At 72.6% G+C, this 24,679-nt stretch carries 26 protein-coding genes, 1 tRNA gene and 3 pseudogenes; 12 read left to right on the top strand and 18 right to left on the bottom strand.

What is annotated here, in order from left to right; genetic code table 11:
* Positions 1-133 precede the first annotated feature (133 nt).
* Positions 134-832, top strand: a complete 699-nt coding sequence (gene gph / locus ASG32_RS08430) for a phosphoglycolate phosphatase (RefSeq protein WP_056524511.1) — start codon at positions 134-136, stop codon at positions 830-832.
* Positions 833-839: 7 nt separating this feature from the next.
* On the opposite strand, the gene rclC is transcribed toward gph, so the two are convergent.
* From rclC to ASG32_RS08410, 4 genes are all read right to left on the bottom strand, one after another.
* Complete coding sequence (rclC, locus tag ASG32_RS08425; protein WP_020096314.1) at positions 840-1,463, bottom strand: reactive chlorine resistance membrane protein RclC; 624 nt, start codon at positions 1,461-1,463, stop codon at positions 840-842.
* A gap of 36 nt (positions 1,464-1,499) precedes the next feature.
* Positions 1,500-1,847: a carboxymuconolactone decarboxylase family protein gene (locus ASG32_RS08420; RefSeq protein ID WP_020096313.1), complete on the bottom strand. Its 348-nt coding sequence runs from the start codon at positions 1,845-1,847 to the stop codon at positions 1,500-1,502.
* An 87-nt stretch (positions 1,848-1,934) separates the two neighbouring features.
* Positions 1,935-2,918, bottom strand: a complete 984-nt coding sequence (locus tag ASG32_RS08415; RefSeq protein ID WP_056524508.1) for an AraC family transcriptional regulator — start codon at positions 2,916-2,918, stop codon at positions 1,935-1,937.
* Positions 2,919-3,003: 85 nt separating this feature from the next.
* Positions 3,004-3,717, bottom strand: a complete 714-nt coding sequence (locus tag ASG32_RS08410; RefSeq protein ID WP_056524505.1) for a TetR/AcrR family transcriptional regulator — start codon at positions 3,715-3,717, stop codon at positions 3,004-3,006.
* A 165-nt stretch (positions 3,718-3,882) separates the two neighbouring features.
* Between ASG32_RS08410 and ASG32_RS08405 the strand changes: the two genes are divergently transcribed.
* From ASG32_RS08405 to ASG32_RS08390, 4 genes are all read left to right on the top strand, one after another.
* Positions 3,883-5,088: an acyl-CoA dehydrogenase family protein gene (locus ASG32_RS08405; RefSeq protein WP_056524502.1), complete on the top strand. Its 1,206-nt coding sequence runs from the start codon at positions 3,883-3,885 to the stop codon at positions 5,086-5,088.
* Between the two features lie 85 nt (positions 5,089-5,173).
* Positions 5,174-6,352, top strand: coding sequence for a beta-ketothiolase BktB (bktB, locus tag ASG32_RS08400; protein WP_056524499.1), 1,179 nt, complete (start codon positions 5,174-5,176; stop codon positions 6,350-6,352).
* Between the two features lie 17 nt (positions 6,353-6,369).
* Positions 6,370-7,410, top strand: a complete 1,041-nt coding sequence (locus ASG32_RS08395; RefSeq protein ID WP_056524496.1) for a phosphotransferase family protein — start codon at positions 6,370-6,372, stop codon at positions 7,408-7,410.
* Positions 7,407-7,736, top strand: coding sequence for a DUF6285 domain-containing protein (locus ASG32_RS08390; protein WP_056524493.1), 330 nt, complete (start codon positions 7,407-7,409; stop codon positions 7,734-7,736). The genes ASG32_RS08395 and ASG32_RS08390 overlap by 4 nt, the downstream gene beginning before the upstream one ends.
* Positions 7,737-7,874: 138 nt before the next feature.
* On the opposite strand, the gene ASG32_RS08385 is transcribed toward ASG32_RS08390, so the two are convergent.
* The 9 genes and pseudogenes from ASG32_RS08385 to ASG32_RS34955 form a co-directional block, all read right to left on the bottom strand.
* Positions 7,875-8,270, bottom strand: a complete 396-nt coding sequence (locus ASG32_RS08385) for a CsbD family protein (protein ID WP_056524491.1) — start codon at positions 8,268-8,270, stop codon at positions 7,875-7,877.
* 81 nt (positions 8,271-8,351) lie between these two features.
* Positions 8,352-8,475, bottom strand: a pseudogene (locus ASG32_RS34965) (CsbD family protein); the annotation flags it as partial.
* 1 nt (position 8,476) lies between these two features.
* On the bottom strand, positions 8,477-8,655 hold a 179-nt coding region (locus tag ASG32_RS32275), incomplete at its 3' end, for a CsbD family protein (protein ID WP_082557793.1).
* Between the two features lie 97 nt (positions 8,656-8,752).
* Positions 8,753-9,676 (bottom strand): hypothetical protein, encoded by a 924-nt coding sequence (locus ASG32_RS08375; protein WP_020096304.1) that lies wholly within the window; start codon positions 9,674-9,676, stop codon positions 8,753-8,755.
* A 110-nt stretch (positions 9,677-9,786) separates the two neighbouring features.
* Positions 9,787-10,290, bottom strand: coding sequence for a CsbD family protein (locus ASG32_RS08370; protein ID WP_056524488.1), 504 nt, complete (start codon positions 10,288-10,290; stop codon positions 9,787-9,789).
* A gap of 90 nt (positions 10,291-10,380) precedes the next feature.
* The gene (locus ASG32_RS32270) at positions 10,381-10,551 is read right to left on the bottom strand and encodes a CsbD family protein (protein ID WP_020096302.1); all 171 of its coding nucleotides are present in this window, start codon (positions 10,549-10,551) and stop codon (positions 10,381-10,383) included.
* Positions 10,552-10,646: 95 nt separating this feature from the next.
* Positions 10,647-11,453 (bottom strand): annotated as a pseudogene (locus ASG32_RS33280) (PAS domain S-box protein); the annotation flags it as partial.
* Positions 11,452-11,925 (bottom strand): annotated as a pseudogene (locus ASG32_RS34960) (PAS domain S-box protein); the annotation flags it as partial. The pseudogenes ASG32_RS33280 and ASG32_RS34960, both read right to left, overlap by 2 nt.
* 1 nt (position 11,926) lies before the next feature.
* Positions 11,927-12,450: PAS domain-containing protein (locus ASG32_RS34955; protein WP_244491856.1), on the bottom strand; the 524-nt coding region annotated here is incomplete at its 3' end.
* Between the two features lie 259 nt (positions 12,451-12,709).
* On the opposite strand from ASG32_RS34955, the gene ASG32_RS08355 reads away from it, so the two are divergent.
* Positions 12,710-13,141 (top strand): RNA polymerase subunit sigma-70, encoded by a 432-nt coding sequence (locus ASG32_RS08355; protein ID WP_244491854.1) that lies wholly within the window; start codon positions 12,710-12,712, stop codon positions 13,139-13,141.
* A gap of 383 nt (positions 13,142-13,524) precedes the next feature.
* A complete protein-coding gene (locus ASG32_RS08350; protein WP_056524481.1) occupies positions 13,525-13,908 on the top strand; it encodes a hypothetical protein in 384 nt (127 codons plus the stop codon).
* Positions 13,909-13,961: 53 nt separating this feature from the next.
* Here ASG32_RS08350 and ASG32_RS08345 read toward each other — a convergent pair whose 3' ends face one another.
* Both ASG32_RS08345 and ASG32_RS08340 read right to left on the bottom strand, forming a co-directional pair.
* Positions 13,962-15,290, bottom strand: coding sequence for an alpha-amylase family glycosyl hydrolase (locus ASG32_RS08345; RefSeq protein WP_056524478.1), 1,329 nt, complete (start codon positions 15,288-15,290; stop codon positions 13,962-13,964).
* Positions 15,291-15,560: 270 nt separating this feature from the next.
* Positions 15,561-15,636, bottom strand: a tRNA-Ala gene (locus ASG32_RS08340).
* A 123-nt stretch (positions 15,637-15,759) separates the two neighbouring features.
* Between ASG32_RS08340 and ASG32_RS08335 the strand changes: the two genes are divergently transcribed.
* Together ASG32_RS08335 and ASG32_RS08330 are read left to right on the top strand one after the other, a co-directional pair.
* Entirely contained in the window at positions 15,760-16,062 is a 303-nt protein-coding gene (locus ASG32_RS08335; protein ID WP_020091350.1) for a YggT family protein, read from the top strand.
* 12 nt (positions 16,063-16,074) lie between these two features.
* On the top strand, positions 16,075-17,118 hold the full coding sequence (locus ASG32_RS08330; protein WP_043353002.1) for a MaoC family dehydratase: 1,044 nt from the start codon (positions 16,075-16,077) through the stop codon (positions 17,116-17,118).
* A gap of 49 nt (positions 17,119-17,167) precedes the next feature.
* Here ASG32_RS08330 and ASG32_RS08325 read toward each other — a convergent pair whose 3' ends face one another.
* The 3 genes from ASG32_RS08325 to ASG32_RS08315 all read right to left on the bottom strand — a co-directional run bounded on the left by ASG32_RS08325 (position 17,168) and on the right by ASG32_RS08315 (position 19,174).
* The gene (locus ASG32_RS08325; RefSeq protein ID WP_056524475.1) at positions 17,168-17,800 is read right to left on the bottom strand and encodes a hypothetical protein; all 633 of its coding nucleotides are present in this window, start codon (positions 17,798-17,800) and stop codon (positions 17,168-17,170) included.
* A gap of 93 nt (positions 17,801-17,893) precedes the next feature.
* Positions 17,894-18,442: a formaldehyde-activating enzyme gene (locus ASG32_RS08320; protein ID WP_012321386.1), complete on the bottom strand. Its 549-nt coding sequence runs from the start codon at positions 18,440-18,442 to the stop codon at positions 17,894-17,896.
* A gap of 168 nt (positions 18,443-18,610) precedes the next feature.
* Positions 18,611-19,174 (bottom strand): L,D-transpeptidase family protein, encoded by a 564-nt coding sequence (locus ASG32_RS08315; protein ID WP_020091347.1) that lies wholly within the window; start codon positions 19,172-19,174, stop codon positions 18,611-18,613.
* A 280-nt stretch (positions 19,175-19,454) separates the two neighbouring features.
* Here ASG32_RS08315 and ASG32_RS08310 point away from each other — a divergent pair, with 280 nt between their 5' ends.
* The 3 genes from ASG32_RS08310 to ASG32_RS08300 all read left to right on the top strand — a co-directional run bounded on the left by ASG32_RS08310 (position 19,455) and on the right by ASG32_RS08300 (position 24,497).
* Positions 19,455-19,883: a hypothetical protein gene (locus ASG32_RS08310; protein WP_056524471.1), complete on the top strand. Its 429-nt coding sequence runs from the start codon at positions 19,455-19,457 to the stop codon at positions 19,881-19,883.
* A 156-nt stretch (positions 19,884-20,039) separates the two neighbouring features.
* Positions 20,040-21,320 (top strand): efflux RND transporter periplasmic adaptor subunit, encoded by a 1,281-nt coding sequence (locus tag ASG32_RS08305; protein WP_107351936.1) that lies wholly within the window; start codon positions 20,040-20,042, stop codon positions 21,318-21,320.
* Positions 21,321-21,338: 18 nt separating this feature from the next.
* Complete coding sequence (locus tag ASG32_RS08300) at positions 21,339-24,497, top strand: efflux RND transporter permease subunit (protein WP_056524466.1); 3,159 nt, start codon at positions 21,339-21,341, stop codon at positions 24,495-24,497.
* Positions 24,498-24,679: the final 182 nt, after the last annotated feature.

The following is a 24,679-nucleotide window of genomic DNA, read 5'->3' as shown; positions in this document are numbered from 1 at the left end:
GGATGCTCGGGGGGGGGCTCGGGGCGCGTGCCGGACCCTGGCCCGGCAGCGCCGGACCCGCTAGGAACCGCCCGTCCCGGAGATTGAGGCGTCGGCGTCCCGCCGCGCGTCGCCCGCGACGCGGAGACGTTCCTTGCCCGCGCCCGCGCCCCCGTCGCGCTTCGACGCCGTCCTCCTCGACCTCGACGGCACCCTCGTCGACAGCCTGGCCGATCTCCGGACGGCCCTGAACGCCACCCTGGCGCGGGAGGGTCTGCCGCCGGTCGGGACCGCCGCGATGCGGGCCATGGTGGGCGACGGCGCGGTGGCGCTGCTGCGGCGCGCCCTGCGGGCTTCGGGCGGCGATCCGGAGCGGGCGCCGGACCTGCTCCCGGCCTTCCTGGCCGTGTACGAGCCGCTCGCGGCCGCCGGCACCGCCCTGTTCCCCAACGCCGCCGCGGCGGTCCGCGACCTCCGGGCGGCGGGCTACGCGCTGGCGATCGTCACCAACAAGCCGGCCCGCGCCACCGGCCTGATCCTCGACGCGGTGGGGCTGGCGCCGCTGATCGACACGGTCGTGGGCGGCGACACGCTGCCCGAGCGCAAGCCCGATCCCGCGCCGCTGCGGGAGGCCCTGCGTCGCCTGCGGGTCGAGCCCGGGCGGGCCGTCATGGTCGGCGACATGCACCACGACATCGCGGCCGCCCGCGCCGCCGGCACCGCCGCCATCCTGGCCCGCTACGGCTACGGGCGCCCGGACGACGCGCGGACCGCCGACGCCGTCCTCGACGACATCGGCGGCCTGCGGGCGATGATCGGGGCGCTGCCCGCGGGCGGCGCCCCGGCCTCCTAGGGGACTCCTAGCGGCTTGCCGCGAGGTCGAGGCGGGCGGGGGCGCCCGGCGCCCGGGCCTGCCGCTCGAGGACGGCGCGGGCGCTGTCGGCGAGGACGAGCCACGCGCCGGCCATGAGGGTGACGTCCTTGAGGACGAGGCGCCCGGCGCCCGAGAGGTAGGGGAAGCCGTGCTCGGCGTCGCCGAGCGCGGCGACCCAGGCCTCGGGGGTGGTCACGAGGAACGACAGGGTCACCACCGGGGTGAGGAAGGCCAGCACCGCGCCGGCCAGACCCAGCCGCCGCGACGCCAGCCCGACGAGGACGAGCAGGCCGATCAGCAGCTCGACCGTGCCGAGTCCGCGGGAGAACGCGTAGGTGTGGTTGGCCGTCTGCCACGCGCGGGCGGCGAGGTTGAGCTCGCCCTCGTGGGTGAGGTGCTGCGCGTACTGGTCGGGGTGGGCGTAGAAGAACGCCATCACCGGGCTGTTGGCGACGAAGGGCGTGATGCTGTCGGCCTCGTAGGGCACGAACTTGAGCGCGCCGATCCAGAGGAAGATGACCGCGATGGCGACCCGCATGGCCTGGAGGCCGAGGCGGTTCGAGCCCGGCCCGGAGACGAGGCCGAGGACGCGGCGAACCTGCGTGTTCATGGCACGATTCCTTGCTCAATCGGATGGGGGGAGGGGCTACGCCTCGGCGGAGGCCGCGAAGGCGTCGAGCGCGCGGGTCGCGTAGACGACCGCGGCACCGGCATTGAGGCTGGTGGCGACCCCGAGGGCCTCGGCCAGCTCGGCCTCGGTGGCGCCGAGCTTGCGGGCGGCGTCGGTGTGGACCGTGATACAGCCGTCGCAGCGCAGGGAGATCGCCACCGCCACCGCGATCAGCTCACGGGTCTTGGCGTCGAGCTGGCCGGTCTTCTGGCCCGCCGTGCTGAGGGTGCCGTAGCCCCGCACCGTGTCGGGGCTGAGCTTGGCGAAGTGTCCGACGCCGGCGGTGACCTGCTGGCGGTAGCTGTTCCAATCGATCATGTGCATGACGACCTCCTTCGTGATGACGAGGAAGGTAGTCGGGGCAGGCCGCGCCCTCGATGACCGCGCGGCGCAGGTCGATGACCGGGCGGATCAACCCGCCTGCGGGGGTGCCTCGGCCTGCCGCGCCTGTCCGGGGCGGATCCCGTACTTGCGCAGGAACGCCCGGCTGAGCGCGGGCGCGGACTGGTAGCCGACCTCCGCGGCCAGACGGTCCAGCGGGACCGTCTCGGTGCGCAGGCGGTGATGGGCGAGCCCGAGCCGCAGGTCGGTGAGGAATTCCAGCGGGGCGACGCCCGCCGCCCCGCGGAAGGCGCGCACGAGGCTCGCCCGCGACGCGGCGGCCGTCGCGGCCAGTTCATCCAGCGTCCAGGGATGCACCGGGTCGCGCACCATCGCGAGCACCGCCCGAGCGGTGAGCGGCTGCCCCAGGAGGCGCAGCAGGCCCTCGGCCGGGGCCGACGCCTCGAGATGCGCGCGGAGCATCATCATGAACAGCGCGCTCGCGAGGTTCTCGGCGACCGCGACCGACCCGGCGCGGAGGTCGTTCAGCTCCTCGCGGATGCCCGCCAGGAGCGGCGCGAAGCGGGTGGCCAGGGGCTCGGTGCCGACGCTCAGGACGAGGAGGTCGGGCAGGGCGGTCACGATCAGGGTCTGGGGCGCCGCCTCGAAGGCCAGGCGGCCGCAGATCAGCTCGACGTCCGGCTCGGCCCCGACGGTGGTCTTGAACCGCAGATCGTGCGCGTGGCGGACCGCGACGGGCAGGGGCGTCGACGGCGGCGGTCCCGCGCCGTGGAACAGGTGCGCGTCGCCGCGCGGCAGGAGCAGGATGTCCCCGGCCGCGACCTGCAGCGGCGCGCCCCCAGGCCGCCGCAGCGTGGCGCGGCCGCGCGTCACGAGGTGGAAATAGGCCTGCCGCGTCGGCTCCGGCGCGTGCGGGGCGGCCCAGGCGCCGCCGAACCGGCAGACGTCGTCCAGGTGCGGCCGCACGCGCAGCAGCGGCGCGAGGCCGCTCAGCGGATCGTCGATTCCGGCGGTTCCGTGTGCGTCCGCGCGGCGCCCGATCGGTCCGGCCATGCTCCCCGCGCTCCGGAATGCCCTCCGGGCCCGGCATAAGGGCGCGCGGCGGCCTCGACCAGGGGTGTTCGTCCGCCGCGCCGGTTCAGGCCGCCGCGATGGCCTTCTCGACGAAGGCGGTCACGCCGGCGATGTAGCGCTGGATCGGGATCCCGCGCTTCCGGTGCTTGGCCCGCTTCACGTACCAGTCCTGCAGGAGCGGCTTGATCAGCGCCGCGGTGAGATCGACGTCGGCGACCGCGAAGACGCCCGCCGCCGCGCCGCGGGCGAGGACTTCGGCGAAGATGCGCTCCGTGGCGGCCTCGCTCTCCGTCGCCATCGTCCGGGCGGGGGCCGGGAAGCCCTTCGCCTCCATGAAGGCGAAGACGAACCAGGACTGCATCGCCTCGGTCAGGCGGATATGGGTCTCGATCAGCCAGCGCAGATGCGCGGCCGGATCCGCCGCGAGCCCCGCCGGGGCCTGCCGCAGGACCGCCTCGGCCGTCTCGGCCACCTCGGTGAGGATCATCACCAGCAGCGTGTTCTTGTTGTCGAAGTACGAGTAGAGCCCGCCCATGCTGAGCCCCGAGGCCCGGGCGAGGTCGCGCAGGCTCGTCTCGTGGAAGCCCTGCCGGCTCGACAGCTTCAGCACCGCCTCGATGATCCGCGCGAGGTTGGCGACGGCGACGTGGTCCTTCCGGACGCTGATCCGGTCGCGGTGCCGCGCCAGGATCCGCGCGCAGATCGCCTCGGTGGCGTAGGCGTCCTTCACCGGAAGGTGCGCCGGAAAGTTCGCCGGAAGAGCGTCTGCGGGGCTCATCGATCCATCGTCGCGCCGTCGTCGTTTCGTCGTCGCGCCAGCCCGCGGTGGCCACGACCGGGAGCGGCTCCCGAGGTCTAGCCCGTTGCCAGGCGCGAATCCAGGCGATAAAAAGCGAGCGCTCGCTCGATTTTTATCGCCGGCACCGACCCAGGAGGTGGGCCCGTGGATTTCACCATCTCCCCGCGCGTCGAGGATTACCGCGCCCGGATCGCGGCCTTCGTGGACGCGCACATCCTGCCGCTGGAGGCCGATCCAGCCGCCTATGACGGTCACGGCAACATCAGCCTCGCCGAGCTGGCCCGGCTGCGCGGCCTCGCCCGCGCAGAGGGCCTGTGGTGCCTGCAGCTGCGGCCCGAGACCGGCGGCGCCGGGCTCGACAAGGTCGGCATGGCGGTCTGCTACGAGGCCATGAACCGCTCGATCTTCGGGCCGGTCGTGTTCAACTCGGCCGCGCCCGACGACGGCAACATGATGGTGCTGGAGAAGGTCGCGACCCCGGACCAGAAGGCGCGCTGGCTCGCGCCGATCGTGGACGGGCGGGTCCGCTCGGCCTTCGCCATGACCGAGCCGCATCCCGGCGGCGGCTCCGATCCCGGCATGATCCAGACCCGGGCCGAGCGGCGGGGGAACGGCTACGTGGTCACCGGCCGCAAGTGGTACATCACCGGGGCCGAGGAGGCCGAGCACTTCATCCTGATGGCGCGCACCTCCGACGACGCGCGGAAAGGGCTGACCGCCTTCCTGTTCCACCGGGACCAGCCCGGCTGGCGGATCCTGCGCCGCATCCCGATCATGGGGCCGGAGGAGCATGGCGGCCACTGCGAGCTGCTGTTCGAGGGCCTGGAGATCCCGGCCGAGAACGTCCTGATGAACGAGGGCGACGGCCTGAAGCTCACCCAGATCCGCCTCGGGCCGGCGCGGCTGACCCACTGCATGCGCTGGCTCGGCCTGTCGAAGCGCTGCGTCGAGATCGCCCGGGCCTACGCGGCCGAGCGGCACGGCTTCGGGATCCGGCTGGCCGACCGGGAGAGCATCCAGCTGATGCTGGGCGACCTCGCCATGCGGATCGAGATCGGGCGCCTCCTGGTGATGAAGGCTGCCTGGGCCCTCGACCGGGGCAGCTTCGCCCGCAAGGAGGTGTCGATGGCCAAGGTCCACGTGGCCAACCTCCTGCACGCGGCCGCCGACACGGCGATCCAGATCAACGGTGCGCGGGGCTACTCCACCGACACGCCCCTCGAGTGGATCTACCGCTACGCCCGGCAGGCGCGCCTCGTGGACGGGGCCGACGAGGTCCACAAGATGGTCCTGAACCGCAATCTCGAGGCCGAGGGCGACGCCTTCTGGTCGTGGGACGTCGGGGCCTGAGTGTCGGGGCCTGCGCGGGGCCGACACCGTCCGTCCGCCGCGCGGGGCGCGTCGGCAGGCCGAGCCAGACAGGGAAGCCGAGAGTATGACCGAGGTCGTGATCACAGGCGCGGTGCGCACCGCGATCGGCACGTTCGGCGGCGCGCTGGCCGGCACGCCGCCCTCCGTCCTCGCCGCACGCTGCGTCGCGGAGGCGCTGCGCCGCGCCGGGACCGCGCCCGAGACGGTCGGGCACGTGGTCCTCGGCAACGTCATCCCGACCGAGCCCCGGGACGCCTACATCGCCCGCGTCGCGGCGATGGAGGGCGGGATTCCCGAGGAGGTGCCGGCCATGACGGTCAACCGCCTCTGCGGCAGCGGCCTGCAGGCGATCGTCTCGGCTGCGCAGTCCATCCTGCTCGGCGACGCCGAGACGGCCGTGGCCGGCGGCGCCGAGAGCATGAGCCGCGCCCCCCACCTGCTGACCACCGGGCGGACCGGGTCGCGCATGGGCGACGCGGTGCTGGTCGACTACATGCTCGGCGCGCTGACCGACCCGTTCGGCAACGGCCACATGGGCGTCACCGCCGAGAACGTGGCCGCGCGCTACGCCGTCCCCCGCGACGCGCAGGACGCCTTCGCGGCCGAGAGCCAGGCCCGCGCCGCGCGGGCGATCCGCGAGGGCCGGTTCCGCGAGCAGATCCTGCCGATCGAGATCCAGCGCAAGCGCGAGACGGTGGCCTTCGACACCGACGAGCACCCGAAGGCCACGACCGCCGAGGACCTCGCCAAGCTGCGCCCGGCCTTCTCCAAGACCGGCAGCGTCACGGCCGGCAACGCCTCGGGGCTGAACGACGGCGCGGCGGCCCTCGTCCTTTCGAGCGCCGCGCGGGCCGCGCGCGACGGCGCGACGCCCCTCGCCCGGATCGTCGGCTACGCCCACGCCGGCGTGGACCCGTCCGAGATGGGCATGGGCCCGGTGCCGGCGGTGCGGCGGCTGCTGGAGCGGACCGGCCTGCGGGCGGCGGATTTCGACGTCGTCGAGTCGAACGAGGCCTTCGCGGCGCAGGCCTGCGCGGTCTCCCGCGCCCTCGACCTCGATCCCGACAGGGTCAACCCGAACGGCGGCGCCATCGCCCTCGGCCACCCGATCGGCGCCACGGGGGCGATCATCACCGTCAAGGCCCTCTACGAGCTGGCCCGGACCGGCGGCCGCTACGGGCTCGTGACCATGTGCATCGGCGGCGGCCAGGGGATCGCCATGGCCCTTGAGCGCGTCCCGTGACGCGGCCCTGAGGCACCATGCTGGACGCGGATCAGAGGACGGCGCTCTGCGCCTGGATCGGCCGGACCCTGGAGGCCGGGTCGGTCGCGCTCGACGACGCCCGGCCGCTGACCGGCGGCTCGATCCAGGAGAACTGGATGCTGTCGTGCCGGGTCGACGGCGCGCCCCGGAGCTTCGTCCTGCGCAAGGACGCGGCCGCCACCATCGCGTCGAGCCGCTCGCGGGCGGAGGAGTTCCGGATCCTGCGCGCCGCCTTCGCGGCCGGCGTGCGGGTGCCGGAGCCGGTCGGATTCTGCGCGGATCCGGGGGTGGTCGGGGCGCCCTTCGCGCTGATGGGCCTCGTCTCCGGGATCGGGCTGGGGCCGCGGGTGGTCAAGGACACGAGCCTCGGCGGCGACCGCGCGGCCTTGGCCGAGCGGCTCGGCCGCGAGCTCGCCCGGACGCACGGCATCCTGCCGGTGGCCGGCCCGGGAACCGCCCCGGCGGACGACCTCGCCTTCCTCGGCGCGCCCGAGCCGGAGCCGGCCCTGGCCGAGATCCGCGCGCTCCGGGCGAGTCTCGACGGGATCGGCGCCGCGCGCCCGGCCCTCGAATGGGGCCTGCGCTGGGCCGAGCTCCACGCGCCGCCCTGTCCCCGGCCGGTCCTAGTCCACCGCGACTTCCGCACCGGCAACTACATGGTCGATGCCGAGGGCCTGACGGCGATCCTCGACTGGGAATTCGCCGGCTGGGGCGACCCGGTCCAGGATATCGGCTGGTTCTGCGCCGCCTGCTGGCGCTTCGGCCGGCCCGACCTGGAGGCCGGCGGCATCGCCCCGCGGGCCGCCTTCTACCGCGGCTACGAGGCCGAGAGCGGGCGCGCGATCGAGCCGGAGGCGGTGCGCTACTGGGAGGTCATGGCGCATCTGCGCTGGGCGGTGATCGCCCTGGAGCAGGGCCACCGCCACGTCTCCGGTCAGGAGACGTCGCTGGAGCTGGCGCTGACCGGCCGGATGGTGCCCGAACTCGAGGCCGCGATCCTGCGCGAGACCGCGCCCGAGCGGTGGGGAGCCCGATGAGCGAATCCTTCCCGGACGCGCCCGCGGGCGCCGCCCTCCTGTCGGTCGCCCGGCAGAGCCTCCTCGACGAGGTCGCGCCGGCCCTGTCGGGGCGCCAGCGCTACGTCCTGCTGATGGCCGCCAACGCGATGGGCGTGGTCATGCGGGAGATCGCGCAGGCCGGCGCGGCGGCCGGGGCCTGGGAGCGGGCGCTGGGCGGCGCCGGATCGCCGGCCGAGCTGGTCGCGGCGCTCCGCGCCGGCCGGCGCGACGGGGACGCGGCGCTCCACGCCGCGCTCGTCGAGACGACACGGATCGCCGCCGGCATCTGGAAGGCCCCGGGCTAGCGATCCCGGGCTCCGGATCCGGGCGTCAGTAGGTGCGGCCGGTGCCCCGGCGCCGGTCGTAGCGGCGCCCGAGATAGGCGATGAGCTTCGGCACGATGAAGGCCGTCAGGAGCTTGCGCAGCATCGGTAAACCCTCCGTCAGCGGGTGCGGCGGACGAGCCATCCCGCCGCGAAAGCGACGGCGGCCAGGCCCAGCAGGGTGTTGGTGCGGTTGGCGTCGGCCATGCGGATCGCCTGCCGGCCGTAATCGGCGCCGCGGCGGCGCGCGTCCCGGGCGCGGTCCCGGCCCTCGTCGATCAGGTGGTCGGCCCGTCTCCGGGCGGCCTCGGCCAGATGGCGGCTATCCTCCGCCAAGTCCTCCGCGAGGTCCTCGGCGCGGTCGCGGGCGCGGCCGTAGGCGTACTGCGCACCGCCGGCCACTTGGTTGACGGCGCCGCGCACCTGCCGGCCCGGGTCACCGGTCAGGCCGCCCAGGGCGGTCTGGGCGCGGCCCTTGAGGTGGCGGGACGCGCCGCGGATCTGGTCGCGGTTCATGCAGCTCTCCTGGTGTCGGGGGAATGGAGCCCCGCCTCGGCGGGGGCGGCGGCGCCGRGGRGMCGGCGCCGCGGTACGGGCTCAGTGCTTGCCGGTGATCTTGTCGGCGACGGACTTGGCGCCGTCCTTGACGTCGCCGACGGTCTTCTGCGCCTCGCCCTTCAGCTCCTGCGCCTTGCCCTCGGCCACCAGCTTGTCGTTGCCCNGCGACGGACTTGGCGCCGTCCTTGACGTCGCCGACGGTCTTCTGCGCCTCGCCCTTCAGCTCCTGCGCCTTGCCCTCGGCCACCAGCTTGTCGTTGCCCGTCGCCTTGCCGGTCGCCTGCTTGACGTTGCCCACCGCCTCGTTGGCCAGGCCCTTGATCTTGTCGGTCGTGCTGCTCATCGCGTGTGCTCCTGCTTCGCTGGTGAGGCCGGTCTCCCCGGCCGGTGGTGGCCCCCGCGATCGGCGCGGGGGCCGGTGAAGGTGTCAGAGGGAGGTGTCAGACGCGCCGGGTCTCGTAGGCGCCGAGCAGGGTCGCGGGCTTGGGCGCACCCATCCGGCCGCCGACATACGCCGCCAGCGCACCCAGGATCAGCGCCAGCGCGGCGTAGAACGCGCCCTGCGTGGCCGCCGACTTCGCCGTCACGGCAGCGGCCTCGGCCTTCTGCTTGGCGCTGGCCACCGCCTGCTCGTACTGCTTCTGGTAGTCGTCGATCTGCGCCTTGGCCTGATCCGGCGTGATGCCCTGCGCCTTGGCCAGGGCGTCGGCGGCGCGGGTCTTGGCCTGCTCCTTCTGGGCCGGGTCACCGGTCAGGACGGCCTTCACCGCTGCCACGGCCGCGTCCTTGGCGGCCTGCGGGTCCTGGCCGGCGGCCTGCTGACGGACCTTGTCCTCGATGCCGTCGAGCGGGTTCGAGATCTTCGACAGCGACGGCGCCGCCGCCTGGGCGGCGGTCTGCACCGTGCCGCCGACGAGGTTGCCGGCGCCGCCGAGCGCACTCGAGACGGTGCCGAGCGTGCCGCCGACCAGGCCGCTGGCGGCCGAGGTCAGCATGTACAGCACCACCAGGGTGGTGACCGCCCAGGAGACCAGCCCGTGCAGGGCGGCCGCGCCCGGAAGGGCCTTGCCCGAGAGCCGCCCGGCGATGAGGCCGCCGGCCAGCGAGGCGACGAGGCCCGAGGCGACGAACCACGCGCCCGCGCCCATGGAGACGGTGGAGGCGGAGGGATTATCGGCGGCGGTCGTGCCGACCGAGGCCAGCCCGACGCCGACGCCGACGAGGTTGATGATCACCTGGGTGACCAGCGCGGTCACGGCGCCGGCGAAGATGGCGCCCCAGGAGACTTGGTTGAGCAGGACGGCGCGCGTGTCGGCGTGCGCGTCCGGCGCGAGGGGCGTTGCAACGGTCTGGATGGTGGTCACGCTGTCACTCCGGTGGTGGATCGCTGAAATTCGTGGGGCCGCCGGCCCCCGGAAGGCCCGGGAGGCCCGGGGACTGCCGGGACGCGGCTCAGTCGCGGCTCAGTCGTGGCTCAATCGCGGCGGGCGCTGACGAGCAGGCCGAGGCCGAAGCCCGCGATGCCGGCGATGAGCAGGGCGGCGAGCGGGTACTCGGCGACCTGCTGGCCGACCTCGCGGGTGCCGCGGCGCAGGGCGTGGCTGCCGCGCGCGTAGGCGTCCTCGGCGTAGTCGTACGCCTCCTCGGCGGCGTGGCGGACGCCGCGCTCGGCGCGGGCGTACTGATCCTGCGCGGCGCCCTGGGCGCGGCGGGCGCGGGCCTCGACGTCGTCGGCCCCGAGATCGTCGACGGCGTCGCGAACCCGGCCGCCGATGTCGCGGGCCGCGTCGGCCACGTGGTCGGCCGCGTCGCGCACGGTGTCCTTGGCCTGGCCGTAGAGGGTCTCGGCCTGTCCGGCGGCCTCGCGGGCGCGGCCCTCGACCGAGTCCCGCCGCGCGCCGGTCAGGTCGCCGAACGCGCCCTGCACCTTGCCGCCGAGTTCCCGGGCCGCGCCCGTGATCCGATTGGTATCGACCATGTCGTTCTCCTTCGTCGTCGCGTCGGCGACCGCCTCCGCGATCGCGCTCGTGGTGGGGGCGCCTCACCGTGAGGCGCCGGGTGACGTCCGTCAGCGCGGGCCGGAGCCCGCGGGCCCGGAGCCGGCCTTCGATCCGGGCGCGTCGCGCTTCTGGCGCCGGCCCTCGGTCTCCGTCCGGGCATCGCCGGTCAGCTTGCCGATGGCCTCCTTCACCGAGCCCTTGAGGTGCTCGGCGGACGGTGTCTTCCTGTCTTCGGTCATGGGCGCCTCGTCATGCGTGAGAAAACCCTTGCCGAGCGGAAGATGTACGCCGGGCGCGCCGGATCAATGGTTTGGTTGTACCAGTATGGCGGTATTCATCCGTCAGAGATGTTCAGGGGAAAGCCGTTCTCGCGCCCCCAGACGACTGCCTCGCTGCGCTTGTGGATGCCGATCTTGCGGTACAGTGCGGCGCCGTGATTGCGCACCGTGTTGCGCGACAGCCCGAGCTTGCGCGCGATCGCGTCGTCGCCGAGCCCCGCGCAGATCAGGTTGAGGATCTGGCGCTCGCGCACGGTCAGGTTTGGCGCCGCCGCGTCGCCGCCCTCCCGGGCCGGCCGTCGCAGGTTCGCCAGCTTCTCGATCAGCCCGCGGCTGAACCACGACGTGTCGGCCATCACCGTCTCGATCGCGTCGAACAGCTCCCGCTCCGAGTGCTTGCGCTCGGTGATGTCCTGCAGCACCAGCAGAACGAAGGCCGTCTCGTTGATCTCGACCCGCTCGGCCGAGACCAGGCAGTCGAGGTTCGCGCCGCTCTCGTGGCGCAGGCACACCTCGAGACCCAGCACGTAGCCCTGCCGCTCCAGGGCGGCCTCGACCTGCAGGCGCTGCTTCTCGGCGACCCACAGGCCGGCCTCCTCCAGCGAGCGGCCGACGACGCGGTCCTCGCCCAGGCCGAAGGCCCGGCTGAACGCCTCGTTCACGCCCGTGACCTGGCCGTCCTCGGCCCGCACCAGCACGGTCGGGATCGGCGTCATCCGGAACGCCTTGGCGAAGCGCTCCTCGCTCTGGCGCAGGGCGGCCTCGGCCTTCCGGCGCAGTTCCAGGTCCGCGAAGGTGAACAGCATGCAGGGCTCGTCGCCCATCTCGATCGGCTGCCCGGCGACGATCACGAAGCGGCTCCCTGAACGCCTTGGCGAAGCGCTCCTCGCTCTGGCGCAGGGCGGCCTCGGCCTTCCGGCGCAGTTCCAGGTCCGCGAAGGTGAACAGCATGCAGGGCTCGTCGCCCATCTCGATCGGCTGCCCGGCGACGATCACGAAGCGRCKCCCGCCGTCGGGCAGGTCGAGGCAGGCCTCCATCTGCGGGATCGTGCCGCCCGCGTTGAGCCGCGCGACGGCGAGGTCKCGGTTGCGCGCGCCGGCCAGGACGTCGACCTCGTAGACGCTGCGGCCGATGACGGCGTCGCGGGTGTGGCCGGTCATCTCCAGGAAGCCGAGATTGACCCTGACGTGGCGCAGGTCGGACAGCCGCGTGATCACGGCCGGGGCCGGRTTGGCGTTGAAGGTGCGCTCGAACCGCTCCTCGGCCTCGAACTGGTCGGAGACGTCCTTCAGGATCAGCGCGAGGCAGCTCGGGTTGCCGTCGCGGTCCGTGGCNTTGGCGTTGAAGGTGCGCTCGAACCGCTCCTCGGCCTCGAACTGGTCGGAGACGTCCTTCAGGATCAGCGCGAGGCAGCTCGGGTTGCCGTCGCGGTCCGTGGCCACGAGGCTGCGCAGCGAGTGCACGAAGTCCATGTCGGGCTTGTCGGCCCGCCGCACCTCGACCACCACGTCGTGGAAGCGCTCGCCGGCAATCACGCGCTCGATCGGGTACTGGTTGGGCGTGATGTGGTTGCGGTAGCGCAGGCAGAAGCGGTTGCGATAGGCGTCGACGGTGGAGCCGAGCTCGTCGAGGCTCTCGGCACCGTGCATCGCCAGGGCGGCCGCGTTGGCGTAGGCGATGGTCTGGTCGGGCTCGACCAGGATCACGCCCTCGCTCTCGTCGAGGCTCTCGGCACCGTGCATCGCCAGGGCGGCCGCGTTGGCGTAGGCGATGGTCTGGTCGGGCTCGACCAGGATCACGCCCTCGCTCAGGCCGGCGATGATCTGCCGGAGCTCATGCCTGTCGACGCCCGCCGTCACAGCTTCTGCACCCCTTCACGCGGTCACTGCCCTGTCGGCAGCGGGGCACAAACGGGTTGCGCACAAGCCGGTTCCCTCATCTAAGTTATTTTCCTGGTATACGCGCACCATTGACGCGGGCGTTTTGAGCCAAAGATAAATGCTCGCAACGCCGCGACGCCGTTCCCGCGCGCTCTCGGCCCCCTTCCCAGAAGACGTGGCCATGCCGACCGTGCAGGATATTGACCCACTAGTGCGGGGGCCCGCGGAACACGGGGACGTGATCTCCGCCCCGGGTGCGACATCATGTACGAGTCGGCGCGAGAATTTTCCAGAAGTTGCAGAACTTGAGGAAACTTCGCGTCTAAGACGTCTGCTCGACCGCCTGTCGGAGGCCGCGGACGCCGCGGAGGCCGAGGGGCAGGTCCCGGTCGGCTTCGGGGCGGCGCTGGTCGACGCCGTGCCGGACCTGCGCCGCCGCGCGCTGACGCTGACCCGCGACGCCATCGCGGGCGATGTCCAGGGGGACGACCTCGTCCGGCTCACCCTCCTGAAGGCCTGGGAGCGCCGGGCGGCGTTCCGGCCCGGAACCGGGATGCCCGCATGGCTCGACACGTTCCTGCGCAGCCGCCCCGCGGGCGGCCGCGCCGGCGGCCGCGTCGGGCCGACCGGCCTGTCGCGGAACGGCGTGTCTGCCGGGATGGCCCGCTGAGACATGTCGGCCCGTGGCATCCCGCGGAGCCGGTGAGAAACACGGCGTACTGGTAAAAATATCTCATTCCCACGAATGTGTTAGGCCCCATATCGCGGTCGTGGAACGCGCCGTGCGCCGTCGGGCGCCGCCGGGTTCCGCGCCCCTTTTCCGAGGTTGTGCCGGGCGGATGGCCCTCTTGTCCGGCACGGCCGCGAGGCCGGGCGCCCGCGCCGCTCCGGGCGCGCGTCCGGCCCGTTGCCCTTTCACCCCGTGCTCCGGCTCCCGACGCTCCGTCGGGCGACCGCACCGACTGACGGTCCGCCCGCGCGCCGTGCTGCGCGACGGGGTCGCCCGGCACGGAGGAATCCCATTCGAGATCCGAGACCATCACCGAGGAGACGATGACCCGACTTCGCGCCGCACGGCTCGCGCCCGCCCTGATCATGACCGCCTGCACGACCGTCTGTGCCGCGACGGGAGCCTCCGCGGCCAACCGGTTCGACGGGTCATGGTCGGTCATCGCCACCGCGGAGAGCGGGAGCTGCACGGGGCCCTACAGCTATCCCATCGTCATCCGGGACGGGACCGTGGACGACGCCGGCGGCAACGGCGTCGACGCCTCCGGCCGGGCCGGGCCGGACGGCCGGATCACCGGCACGATCCGCAAGGGGCTGGCCAGCGTCTCGGTCATGGGCCGCCTGCGCGGGTCCGCCGGGACCGGCCGCTGGACTTTGTCCGGGCTCGGTGCGTGCGCGGGGCGCTGGACGGCCCGCCGCGCCGGCTAGGGAGAGCGGGCGGTCGGCCCCTTTCCGGCCCCTTTCCGGCCGAGGCGCGGCGGTCACACGGTCAGGACGGCCCAGCCGTGGGCCGGAAGGGTCACGCGGGCGCCGGTGCTGCCGGCCTCGGCGAGATCGCCGGTGCCGGCCTCGATCGCCCGGGCCTCCGGCACCGGCAGCGTCGCGTCCGCGTCGGCGAGGTTCAGGGCCGTCAGCACCCGCGCGCTCCCGTCGCCCAGCGCGAGCACGATCTGCGCGTTGGCGAGGTGCAGCGCCCGCGCCCGCGCGCGGTGGAGTCCGGCGTGGCGCCGCCGGAGGGCGATCAGGTCCCGGTGCAGCCGGTAGATCGGCCAACCGTAGGGAGCGAGATCCGCGGGCGTCGGCGGGAAGGCCGGCCGGATGGCGTCGTCGCCGCCGACCCGCTCCTCCTTCACGCCGCGGAAGGCCTGCTCGTCGCCGGCGTAGATCGAGGGCGTCCCGCCGCAGGTCAGCAGGATCGCCATCGCGTGCGGCAGGTGCCGCTCATCGGTGAGCCGGCTCGCGATGCGCGTCACGTCGTGGTTCCCCACGAAGGTCAGGGGCGCGAACCTGTCGAGAAGGCCGTTGTGCCGGTCCAGGGCGTGGGCCAGCTCGAACAGGTTGCGATCGTTGAGGGCGCTCCAGATCGCCTTCCAGAGCTCGTACTGGGTCACCGAATCCATGCCGGTGTCCTGCACGATGCGGGCGTAGTCGCCGTGGATCACCTCGCCGACGATGTAGGCCTCCGGATGCGCGAGGCGGACCTGCCGCAGCACGCGCGCCCAGAAGCGCGGCGGCACCGCGTAGGCCGCGTCCAGCCGCCAGCCGTCGGCGCCCCGGGCGAGCCAGTGGCCCATGACGGCGGCGACGTGGTCGGCGATTCGCGGGTCGTCGTGGTTGAGCGTGACGAGCTGCCGGTGCCCCTCGAAGCAGGCGTAGTCCGGCTCGATGCCCGGGCCGGAGCCCCGCGGCCAGGACAGCCGGAACCAGCCGGCCCGCTCGGATTCGGGCCCGTGCCGCAGGACGTCCTGGAAGGCCGGGTGCGCCCGCCCGACATGGTTGAACACGCCGTCGAGCAGGACGCGGAGGCCGCGGGCCCGGGCCGCCGCGACCAGGGCGTCGAAATCGGCCGCGTCGCCGAGGCGCGGGTCGATGCGGAAATGGTCGACCGTGTCGTAGCCGTGCGTGGAGGCCGCGAAGATCGGCCCGAGCGCCAGCCCGGACGCGCCGAGCTCGACCGCGTAGTCGAGCCAGCCGTGCAGGTGGGCGAGGCGGTGCGTGACCGGTGCGGCCGGATCGGCTTCGTCGGGGGCTCCGACGAAGCCGAGGGGAAAGACCTGCCACCAGACTGCCTGTTCGATCCAGGACGCCACGCGACCTCCTCCGTCTCCGATCGGGACCGAACCCTGCCGCGCCGCGATGGTTGCAGGCTCGCCGCCGGCCCGGACGCGGCCTCGGCTCGCGGCGGGGGATCTCCGGGCAGCCCGGACCGAGACCTGGAGCCAGGCGCGGTCACGGGTCGGGATGTGGGATCGGGCAGGTGGCGCGGGGCGGGAAGAGATCTCCGCGGACCGTCGCTAAGTCCCGGCCGCGCCAGCGCTATCGCTGCGGAACCGGGACGCTGTCTTGTCACCAGGAAAGCCTGGTGGAGCTGAGGGGATTCGAACCCCTGACCTCCGCAGTGCGATTGCGGCGCTCTCCCATCTGAGCTACAGCCCCGTCGAGGCGCCGGCCTTGTAGGCGCGGGCGGCTCAGCCTGTCAATTCCCTGTTTCAACGTCGCCCGCCGCGCGCCGCTCCGGCGCTGGGGTGCGGGCGGCCCGAAGGATACGCGCGGACCCGCATGAACGCCCTGATCTGGCTCTTCGACACGGTCGTCCAGCTTTTCATCTACGTCCTCATCGCAAGCGCGGTTCTCAGCTGGCTCGTCGCGTTCAACGTGGTGAACGTGCGCAACCCGATCGTCGCGCAGATCGGCGAGGTGCTCTACCGGCTGACCGAGCCGGTGCTGCGGCCGATCCGCAACCTGCTGCCCAATCTCGGGGGCGTCGACATCTCGCCGATCATCCTCATCTTGCTACTGCTGTTCATCAGCCGTTTGCTGCATGAATACGCCGTGCCCGCAGCTTACGTTTACACGCAGTAGGGTCGAACGCCCGTGAAGACGAATCCCGGCCGCTTCTTCGAGGATTTCCGCCTCGGCGAGACCATTCGCCACGCCACCCCGCGCACCGTGACGGTGGGCGACGTGGCGCTGTACACGGGCCTCTACGGGCCGCGCTTCGCCGTGCAGTCGTCGGACGCCTTCGCCCGGGCCATCGGCTACCCGAAGAGCCCGCTCGACGACCTGCTCACCTTCCACATGGTGTTCGGCAAGACCGTCCCGGACGTCTCCCTCAACGCGCTGGCCAATCTCGGCTACGCCGAGGGCGGGTTCCGGCGGCCGGTCTACCCGGGCGAGACGCTCTCCACGGTGTCGGAGGTGATCGGCCTCAAGGAGAGCTCGAACCGGCAGACCGGCGTGGTCTACGTCCGCTCGGTGGGCTCCGACGAGCGCGGCGAGACCGTGCTGAGCTATTGCCGCTGGGTGCTCGTGCGCAAGCGCGACCCCGAGGCAGCGATCGCCGAGGAGCACGTGCCGAGCCTCGCCAAGGTGGTCGACCCGCAGGACCTCGCGGGCGCGCTGCCGAAGCTCTCGGCCGCCGCCTACGACACCGACCTCGCCGGCAGCCCGCACCGCTTCGCGGATTACGCGGTCGGTGAGAAGATCGACCACGTCGACGGCATGACCGTCGAGGAGGCCGAGCACCAGATCGCCACGCGCCTGTTCCAGAACACCGCCAAGGTGCATTTCGACGGGCTGGCCGCCAAGGACACCCGCTTCGGCCGGCGCCTGATCTACGGCGGCCACGTGATCTCGCTGGCGCGGGCGCTGAGCTTCAACGGGCTCGGCAACGCCTTCGCCCTCGCGGGCATCAACGCCGGCCGCCACGTGGCGCCGCTCTTCGCCGGCGACACGGTCTATGCCTGGAGCGAGGTGCTGGCGACCGCCGATGTCGGCCGCGACGATGTCGGGCTCCTGCGCCTGCGGACGGTCGCCACCAAGAACCAGCCCTGCGGCGCCTTCCCGGACCGCGCCGGCGACGGCTACGACCCGGCGGTGATCCTCGATCTCGACTACTGGGCGTTCGTGCCGAAATAGGCGCCCACGCCACGGCGCCGCCGCGAGGCGGGGCCGCCGGGGGGCCGCCTCAGCGGATCCCGCCGCCGACCACGCCCGCCTCGACAGCCAGCGAGAGGCGGTCCGTGACCGCCCACTCGACGCCCACGCCGGCGACCGGCCGGACCGCGATGTCCTGGCGCGTGAACGGCAGCGACCCCGGGGTCGGCCCGACGCGCAGCGTCTGGTGCAGGGCCAGGGCGCCGGTCTTGGCGTAGACCAGCACGTCCGGCGCGACGAGGGTGCCGACCTTCACCTCCAGGGATCCGGCGAAGTCGTTGGAATAGGCGAGCCGCCCGTAGCCCGGCGTGAGGTTGCCGCCGAGGCCGGCGAGATAGTCGAACCCGCCGCTGATGCCGTAGAGAATCGGGCCCTCCTGCCACATCCGGCCGCCCTCGAACCCGATGGTCGGTCCCGAATAGCTGCCGAGATGACGGGACGTGCTGACCGCGTAGCCGGTCGACAGGCGGGCGTAGGAGCCGGTCCAGCGGCCGTACGCGTCCTCGGGCATCTGCGGCCACGCGAAGGAGGGCAGCGGCGCGAAGCCGATGGACGGCCAGAACAGCGCCTGGGCGGCGGCGGGACCGGCCGGGAGCCAGCAGGCCCCGAGCGCGAGGCCGGCCGCGAGGCGGCGGAACGGACGGGAATCGGCACGTCTGCTCATGCCGCCATCCTACCCGAAGGCACCGGATCGCGACAGGCTTGGCCGTGGTCGCCCGCGGGATCGTGCGCGCCCCGCCCGCCGCTGACCGGGCGCTCAGATTTTTCCGTCGAGGCCCATCTGGTAGTACTTGTGGGTGATCTTGTCCTGGTTCTCGAGGAGCCAGTCGATCGAGGGCTCGTTGGTCATGGCCTTGCGGATCGCCTCGGTCATGCCCCGGCGCTGGATGTCGAACAGCGCCTTGTGGTCAACGTGCTGGGCCTCGATGACGCCGGGGCTGAGCCAGACCGAGCAGATGATGCCGAGGTCGTTGGCCTTGTGCTTGGGGATGTAGCCGGCGCGCACGGCGTCCAGCACGCCGTTGGCGATGGCGAACTGGACGGTGCCCATCAGGATCGAGGTGTACTTGCTCTCGGTGACGCTGACCTTGGACACGCACAGGGTGACCGGGCGGACCATGATGTCGGTGTTGAGCAGGGCGAAGACGCGGCTGTGGCCGACGACCTGATCGCCGGTCAGCGTGGCCAGGGCGGTGCCGACCGGCCCGTCGAGCTCGCCGATGATGACCTCGGGCTCGGAGGCGGTGTTGGGCGGCCCGCCCGCGACCAGGGCCTCGCCGGCCCGCAGGATGATGCGCTCGTTCATGCTGTCCCTCGTGGCGGTCGGGCGATCCGGCTCTGCCCGACGGCGCGGCTCCTAACACCGGCCCGCCGCGCCTGTCGACGCGGGCGGGCGCACGCCACCGGCTGCGGCTCCGCGGCGCGGGAGGAGGGGGCGGCCGGAGGGGGGCGGCCGTCGCGGCCGCCCGCCCGGTCAGTCGCGCACGATGACCTTGGTGCCGACGCGGACCCGGTCGTAGAGGTCGGTCACGTCCTTGTTGGTCATGCGGATGCAGCCGGACGAGACCGCCGCGCCCATCGTCTCGGGCTCGTTCGAGCCGTGGATGCGGTAGAGCGACGAGCCGAGATAGAGGGCGCGGGCGCCCAGCGGGTTGTCCTGGCCGCCGGCCATGTATCGCGGCAGGTCGGGGCGGCGGGCCAGCATCTGCTGCGGCGGGCGCCAATCCGGCCACTCCTTCTTCATGGTGACGGTCTTGGTGCCGGACCACGAGAAGCCCTGCCGCCCGACGCCCACGCCGTAGCGGACCGCCGCGCCGCCGCCGAGCACGTAGTAGAGCCGGCGCTGGCGGGTCGAGACCACGATGGTGCCGGGCTTCTCCTTGCCGGTCCACGCCACCGTCTCGCGCGGGATCGCCTGGCTGCGGAAGATGTTGAGGAAGTCCGCGATCGGACCCCTGTCCAGCGGGTTGGCGGCCGCCGCCGGGGCGCTCCCGAGCAGCAGGCCCGCGAGCCCGAGTAGCGCGATCCGTCTCGCCATGGTCTTCCGTCCTCCGTTCGTCGCGGCGCGGGGACTCGCGGGTCTTCGCGGATCTCGGCGGGTCTTCGCAGATCTCGGCGGGTCTTCGCAGATCTCGGCCAAGCCCGCGCGGAATCCCTGCGCGCATGGGGCGAGCCGGCCCGGACTTCACGGCAAGGTTGAGGCCGGCCCGCCGGTATGGCCACTTCCGGGCGCAGCTGTGTGCTGCGCGCAACACTGGGCGGGTGGCGCGACGCCGTGGGTGATTGCGCGCGGCGACAGCCGTGCTTATCTCAGACTCGTGATCCGATCCGCCGCTCTCCTGACCCGCCGCGCCGCGGGCCTGCCGGACCGCCTCGCCCGGGGCCTCGCCGCGCTGGCGCTGCTCGTGCTCGCGACGGCCGCGCTGGTGGCCGCGCCCGCGCGGGCCGAGGCCGCGCGCCCGGAGGGCCCGGCCTGCGCCATCGCGAGCCCGCGCCTGACGATCCTGTCCGGCACGCCGGACGCGCAGCCCGAGGCCAAGCGGTCCGAGGCCAAGCGTTCGGTCTTCGGCCGCACCGATCTCTGCGCCGCCGACAGCGAGATCCTCACCGAGTTGGGGCTGCCGCGCCCGCCGGTCGACGCGCCGCGCCCCCGTCACACTGTCACCGCATCGTTCGACTACAGGTCCGACAGCGTACCGGCTTCCGCGCCGGACGGTTCGCCGCACCGGCCTCCACGCCGGGCCTGACGCGCGCGCCGGTCTCGCGGCCGGCATGATGGCGCGCCCGTCCTGATCTTCGCCCGACCGGCCTCGTGACCGGTCCCGGGATCTGACTCGACGATGCGCGGGCCCACGCTCCGCGCCAGCCTCAGCAGACGCATGCTTTCAGGAGCGTCGGTAATCGTGACCCGCACTTTGTCCGCCAGAATCCCGTCGTCGTTCCGCGCCTCGGCCCGCGCGACCGCCCTCCTGCCCGCGGCCCTGCTCCTGCTGGGTGTCGCCGCCTGCAACCCGAAGCAGGTCGCCGCGCCGGCCCCGCCGGTGCCGGAGGTCGGGTTCGTCAAGGTGGAGCCCCAGGCGATCCCCTACCTGCGCGACCTGCCGGGCCGCGTCGCGCCGATGCGCATCGCCGAGGTCCGCTCCCGGGTCTCCGGGCTCGTGGTCAAGCGGCTCTTCGAGCAGGGCAGCCAGGTCAAGGAGGGCGACATCCTCTACAAGATCGACCCGGCGCCCTACGAGGTCGAGCTCGCCAGCGCCGAGGCGGCCCTCGCCCGCCAGGAGGCCGCCCTGGTGCTCGCCCGCCAGCAGGCCGACCGGCTCGAGCAGCTGCTCTCCCGCGCCACCGCGAGCCAGGCGCAGTACGACGCCGCCTACGCGGCCAAGAAGCAGGCGGAGGCCGAGGTGGCCGGCGCCAAGGCGACCCGCGACCGCGCGCAGCTCAACCTCGGCTGGACCGACGTGCGCGCGCCGATCACCGGCCGCATCGGCCGGGCGCTGCTCACCGAGGGCACGCTGATCGAGCCGGGCTCCACGGGCGCGCTCGCCACGATCCAGCAGCTCGACCCGATCTACGTCGACATCACCCAGTCGGTCGGCGAGCTGAACCGCCTGCGCCGGGACCTCGCGAGCGGCGAGCTGGCGCGGCTGGAGGACAACACCGCCAACGTCCACCTGATCATGGATGACGGCTCCCTCTACCCGCTGGCGGGCCGGCTGCTGTTCTCGGACGTCACCGCCGACCCGAGCACCGGCCAGGTGACGCTGCGGGTGCAGTTCCCGAACCCGCACGACGAGCTGTTCCCCGGCATGTACGTGCGGGCGCGGATCAAGCAGGGCATCGATTCCGACGCGATCGCGGTGCCGCAGCAGGCGATCCAGCGCACCGACGACGGCCGCGCCGAGGTCTGGGTGGTGCGCGCCGACGAGACCGTGATGCGCCAGCCCGTGGAGGTCGGGCCGGTGGTCGGGCAGAACTGGCTGATCCGCTCGGGCCTCAAGGCCGGCGAGCGCGTCATCATCGACGGCTTCCAGAAGATCACCGTCGGCGCCAAGGTGAAGCCCCTCGACCAGACCCCGGTCCACGGCGAGACCGGACCGAAGCACGACACCGACGAGGCGCCCGACGTGCCGGGCGACAAGGCGGAGGTCACCCCGCGGGCCGCCGCCGTCCAGCAGCGCCACTGAGTCCGGGAGAGCCCGATCATGGCACGCTTCTTCATCGACCGCCCGGTCTTCGCCTGGGTGGTGGCGCTGTTCATCTGCCTCGGCGGCGCGCTCGCCATCCCGAACCTGCCGGTGGCGCAGTACCCGGTGATCGCCCCGCCCTCCATCGCCCTGTCCACGGCCTATCCGGGCGCCTCCGTGGAGAGCCTCTACATCGGCACGACCCGGCTCATCGAGGATGAGCTGAACGGCGCCGCCAACATCATGAGCTTCGAGTCGACCACCGACTCGTTCGGCTCGGTCAACATCACCGCCACCTTCCAGCCCGGCACCGACCCGTCGCTCGCCTCGGTCGAGGTGCAGAACCGGCTGAAGCGCGTGGAGGCGCGTCTCCCGGCCGAGGTGCGCCAGCAGGGCATCCTCGTGGAGGAGGCCTCGGCCGCGACCCTCAACATCATCACCCTGGTCTCCAAGGACGGGTCGATGGACGAGGTCGGCCTCGGCGACTTCCTGATCCGCAACGTCATCAACGAGATCCGCCGCATCCCCGGCGTCGGCCGCGCGACGCTCTACTCGACGGAGCGGTCGCTGCGCGTCTGGGTGGATCCCGACAAGCTGCGCGGCCTCTCGCTCAGCGCCTCGGACGTCACCGACGCGATCCGCAACCAGAACGTGCAGGTCGCCTCCGGCTCGGTCGGCGCGCAGCCGAGCCCGACCCGGCAGGCGCTCACCGTGCCGATCATCGTGAAGGGCCAGCTCGGCACGATCGAGGAGTTCGGCGCCATCGTGCTGCGGGCCAATCCCGACGGCTCGAACGTGCGCCTGCGCGACGTCGCCCGGATCGAGCTCGGCGGCGACGCCTACCAGTTCTCCACGCGCCTCAACGGCGGCCCCGCCGCCGGCATCTCGGTGACGCTCGCCCCCGACGGCAACGCGCTCGAGACCGCCAAGGCGATCCGCGCCAAGATGGTGGAGCTGTCCCAGTTCTTCCCGCCGGACCTGAAGTGGGACATCCCGTACGACATCACCCCGGCGGTGGAGGCCTCCATCGAGAAGGTGCTGCACACGCTGGTCGAGGCGGTGGTGCTGGTCTTCCTCGTGATGTTCCTGTTCCTGCAGAACATCCGCTACACCCTGATCCCCACCATCGTGGTGCCGATCGCTCTCATGGGCACGGTCACGGTGATGTGGATCTCGGGCTTCTCGGTGAACGTGCTCACCATGTTCGGCATGGTGCTGGCCATCGGCATCCTGGTCGACGACGCCATCGTGGTGGTGGAGAACGTCGAGCGGATCATGAACGAGGAGGGGCTGCCCCCCAAGGAGGCCACCAAGAAGGCCATGGGGCAGATCACCGGGGCGATCATCGGCATCACGCTGGTGCTGATCGCCGTGTTCATCCCGATGGCGTTCTTCCCCGGCTCGGTCGGCATCATCTACCGGCAGTTCTCGATCGCGATGGTGACCTCCATCGCCTTCTCGGCGCTGCTCGCCCTGTCGCTGACGCCGGCGCTCTGCGCGACCTTCCTGAAGCCGATCGAGAAGGGCCACGGCCACGCCAAGGGCGGCGTGTTCGGGATGTTCAACCGGTTCGTCGACCGGGAGACCGCCCGCTACGGCCGCGGCACCGCGGCGTTCATCCGGAAGTCCGGCCGGGTGATGCTGGTCTACGTCGCGCTCGTGGCGGGCACGGCCTACGCCTTCGTCAACCTGCCGGAGGGCTTCCTGCCGGTGGAGGACCAGGGCTTCTTCACGGTCGACATCCAGACGCCCCCGGGCGCCTCCTACAACCGCACCCAGGAGGCGGTCCGCAAGGTCGAGGAGCACCTGCTGGCGCAGCCCGGCGTCGCCACCGTGACGATGCTGAACGGCTTCTCGTTCTCCGGCCAGGCCCCGAGCACCAGCCAGGCCTTCGTCACCCTCAAGCCCTGGTCGGAGCGCGACGCGAAGAACTCGGCCGCCGCGCTGGTGGCCGGCACCAACGCGGCCCTCGCCAGCTACCGCGACGCCACCGTGGACGCGCAGGAGCCGCCGCCGGTCGACAACCTCGGCAACGCGGCGGGCTTCTCGTTCCGCTTGCAGGACCGGGCCAACCGCGGCTACGCGGCCCTGCTGTCGGCCCAGGAGCAGCTCCTGAAGCTCGCCTCGCAGAGCCCGATCCTCCAGAAGGTGAAGATCGAGGGCCTGCCGCCGACCCCGCAGGCGGAGCTGGTGATCGACCGCGAGAAGGCGGCCGCGCTCGGCGTGAAGTTCGAGGACATCAACAACACGATCCAGCTCAACCTCGGCTCGGTCTACCCGAACGACTTCCCCAACCGGGGCAAGATGCAGCGGGTCTACGTGCAGGCCGAGCAGCTCCAGCGCATGAACGCGTCGGACATCCTCAACTACGCGGTGAAGAACGCCACCAACACGATGGTGCCGATGTCGTCCTTCGCGGAGCTGAAATGGAGCATGGGGCCGAGCCAGATCGTCGGCTTCAACGGCTACCAGTCGGTGCGCTTCACCGGCGAGCCGAACCCCGGCTACACGTCGGGCGACGCCATCGCCGAGATGGAGCGGCTGATGCTGCAGCTGCCGAAGGGCTTCGGCTACGCCTGGACGGGTCAGTCCTACCAGGAGAAGCAGGCGGGCAGCCAGGCGAGCCTGCTGCTCGCCCTGTCGGTGCTGATCGTGTTCCTGTGCCTCGCCGCGCTCTACGAGAGCTGGGCGATCCCGGTCTCGGTGATGCTGGTGATCCCGCTCGGCGTCATCGGCGCGGTGGCGGCCGTGTACCTGCGCGGCATGCCCAACGACGTGTACTTCAAGATCGGGCTGATCACGATCATCGGCCTCTCGGCCAAGAACGCGATCCTGATCGTGGAGTTCGCCAAGGACCTCTGGAAGCCCGGCACCTCCGTGGTGCGGGCCGCGGTCGAGGCGGCGACGCTCCGGTTCCGGCCGATCGTGATGACCTCGCTCGCCTTCATCTTCGGCGTGGTGCCGCTGGCCATCGCCACCGGCGCCGCCTCGAAGAGCCAGCAGGCGATCGGCACCGGCGTGATGGGCGGCATGATCACCGCGACCGTTCTGGCGGTGTTCTTCGTGCCGGTCTTCTTCGTCGTCGTCATGCGCCTGTTCCGGCGCAAGGCGGTGGCGGAGGGCGAGGCGGCGGAGGCCGAGGCGCGGCACGAGCCCGCGCGGGTGGCGGCCGAGTAGGCCGGCGCCGGCCGCGCGTTGCGGCGTCCGGTCGACGTCTTCGCTGGATGCCGCCCGCTCCGTCATCACGAGCGGAGCGACGTGACCCGGGGCAGCGCGCCGTCGCGCGGCGCCGCCCTGGATGGCTTCGGTGCGCTCGCCAAGACGGGGCGCGTCGAAGCCGCGATTCTGTAACGGGGATG

The organism is Methylobacterium sp. Leaf361 (assembly GCF_001424445.1).
Classification (GTDB): domain Bacteria; phylum Pseudomonadota; class Alphaproteobacteria; order Rhizobiales; family Beijerinckiaceae; genus Methylobacterium.
Note: the sequence above shows the minus strand (reverse complement) of the source record. Positions and strands in the feature narration are given on the sequence as shown.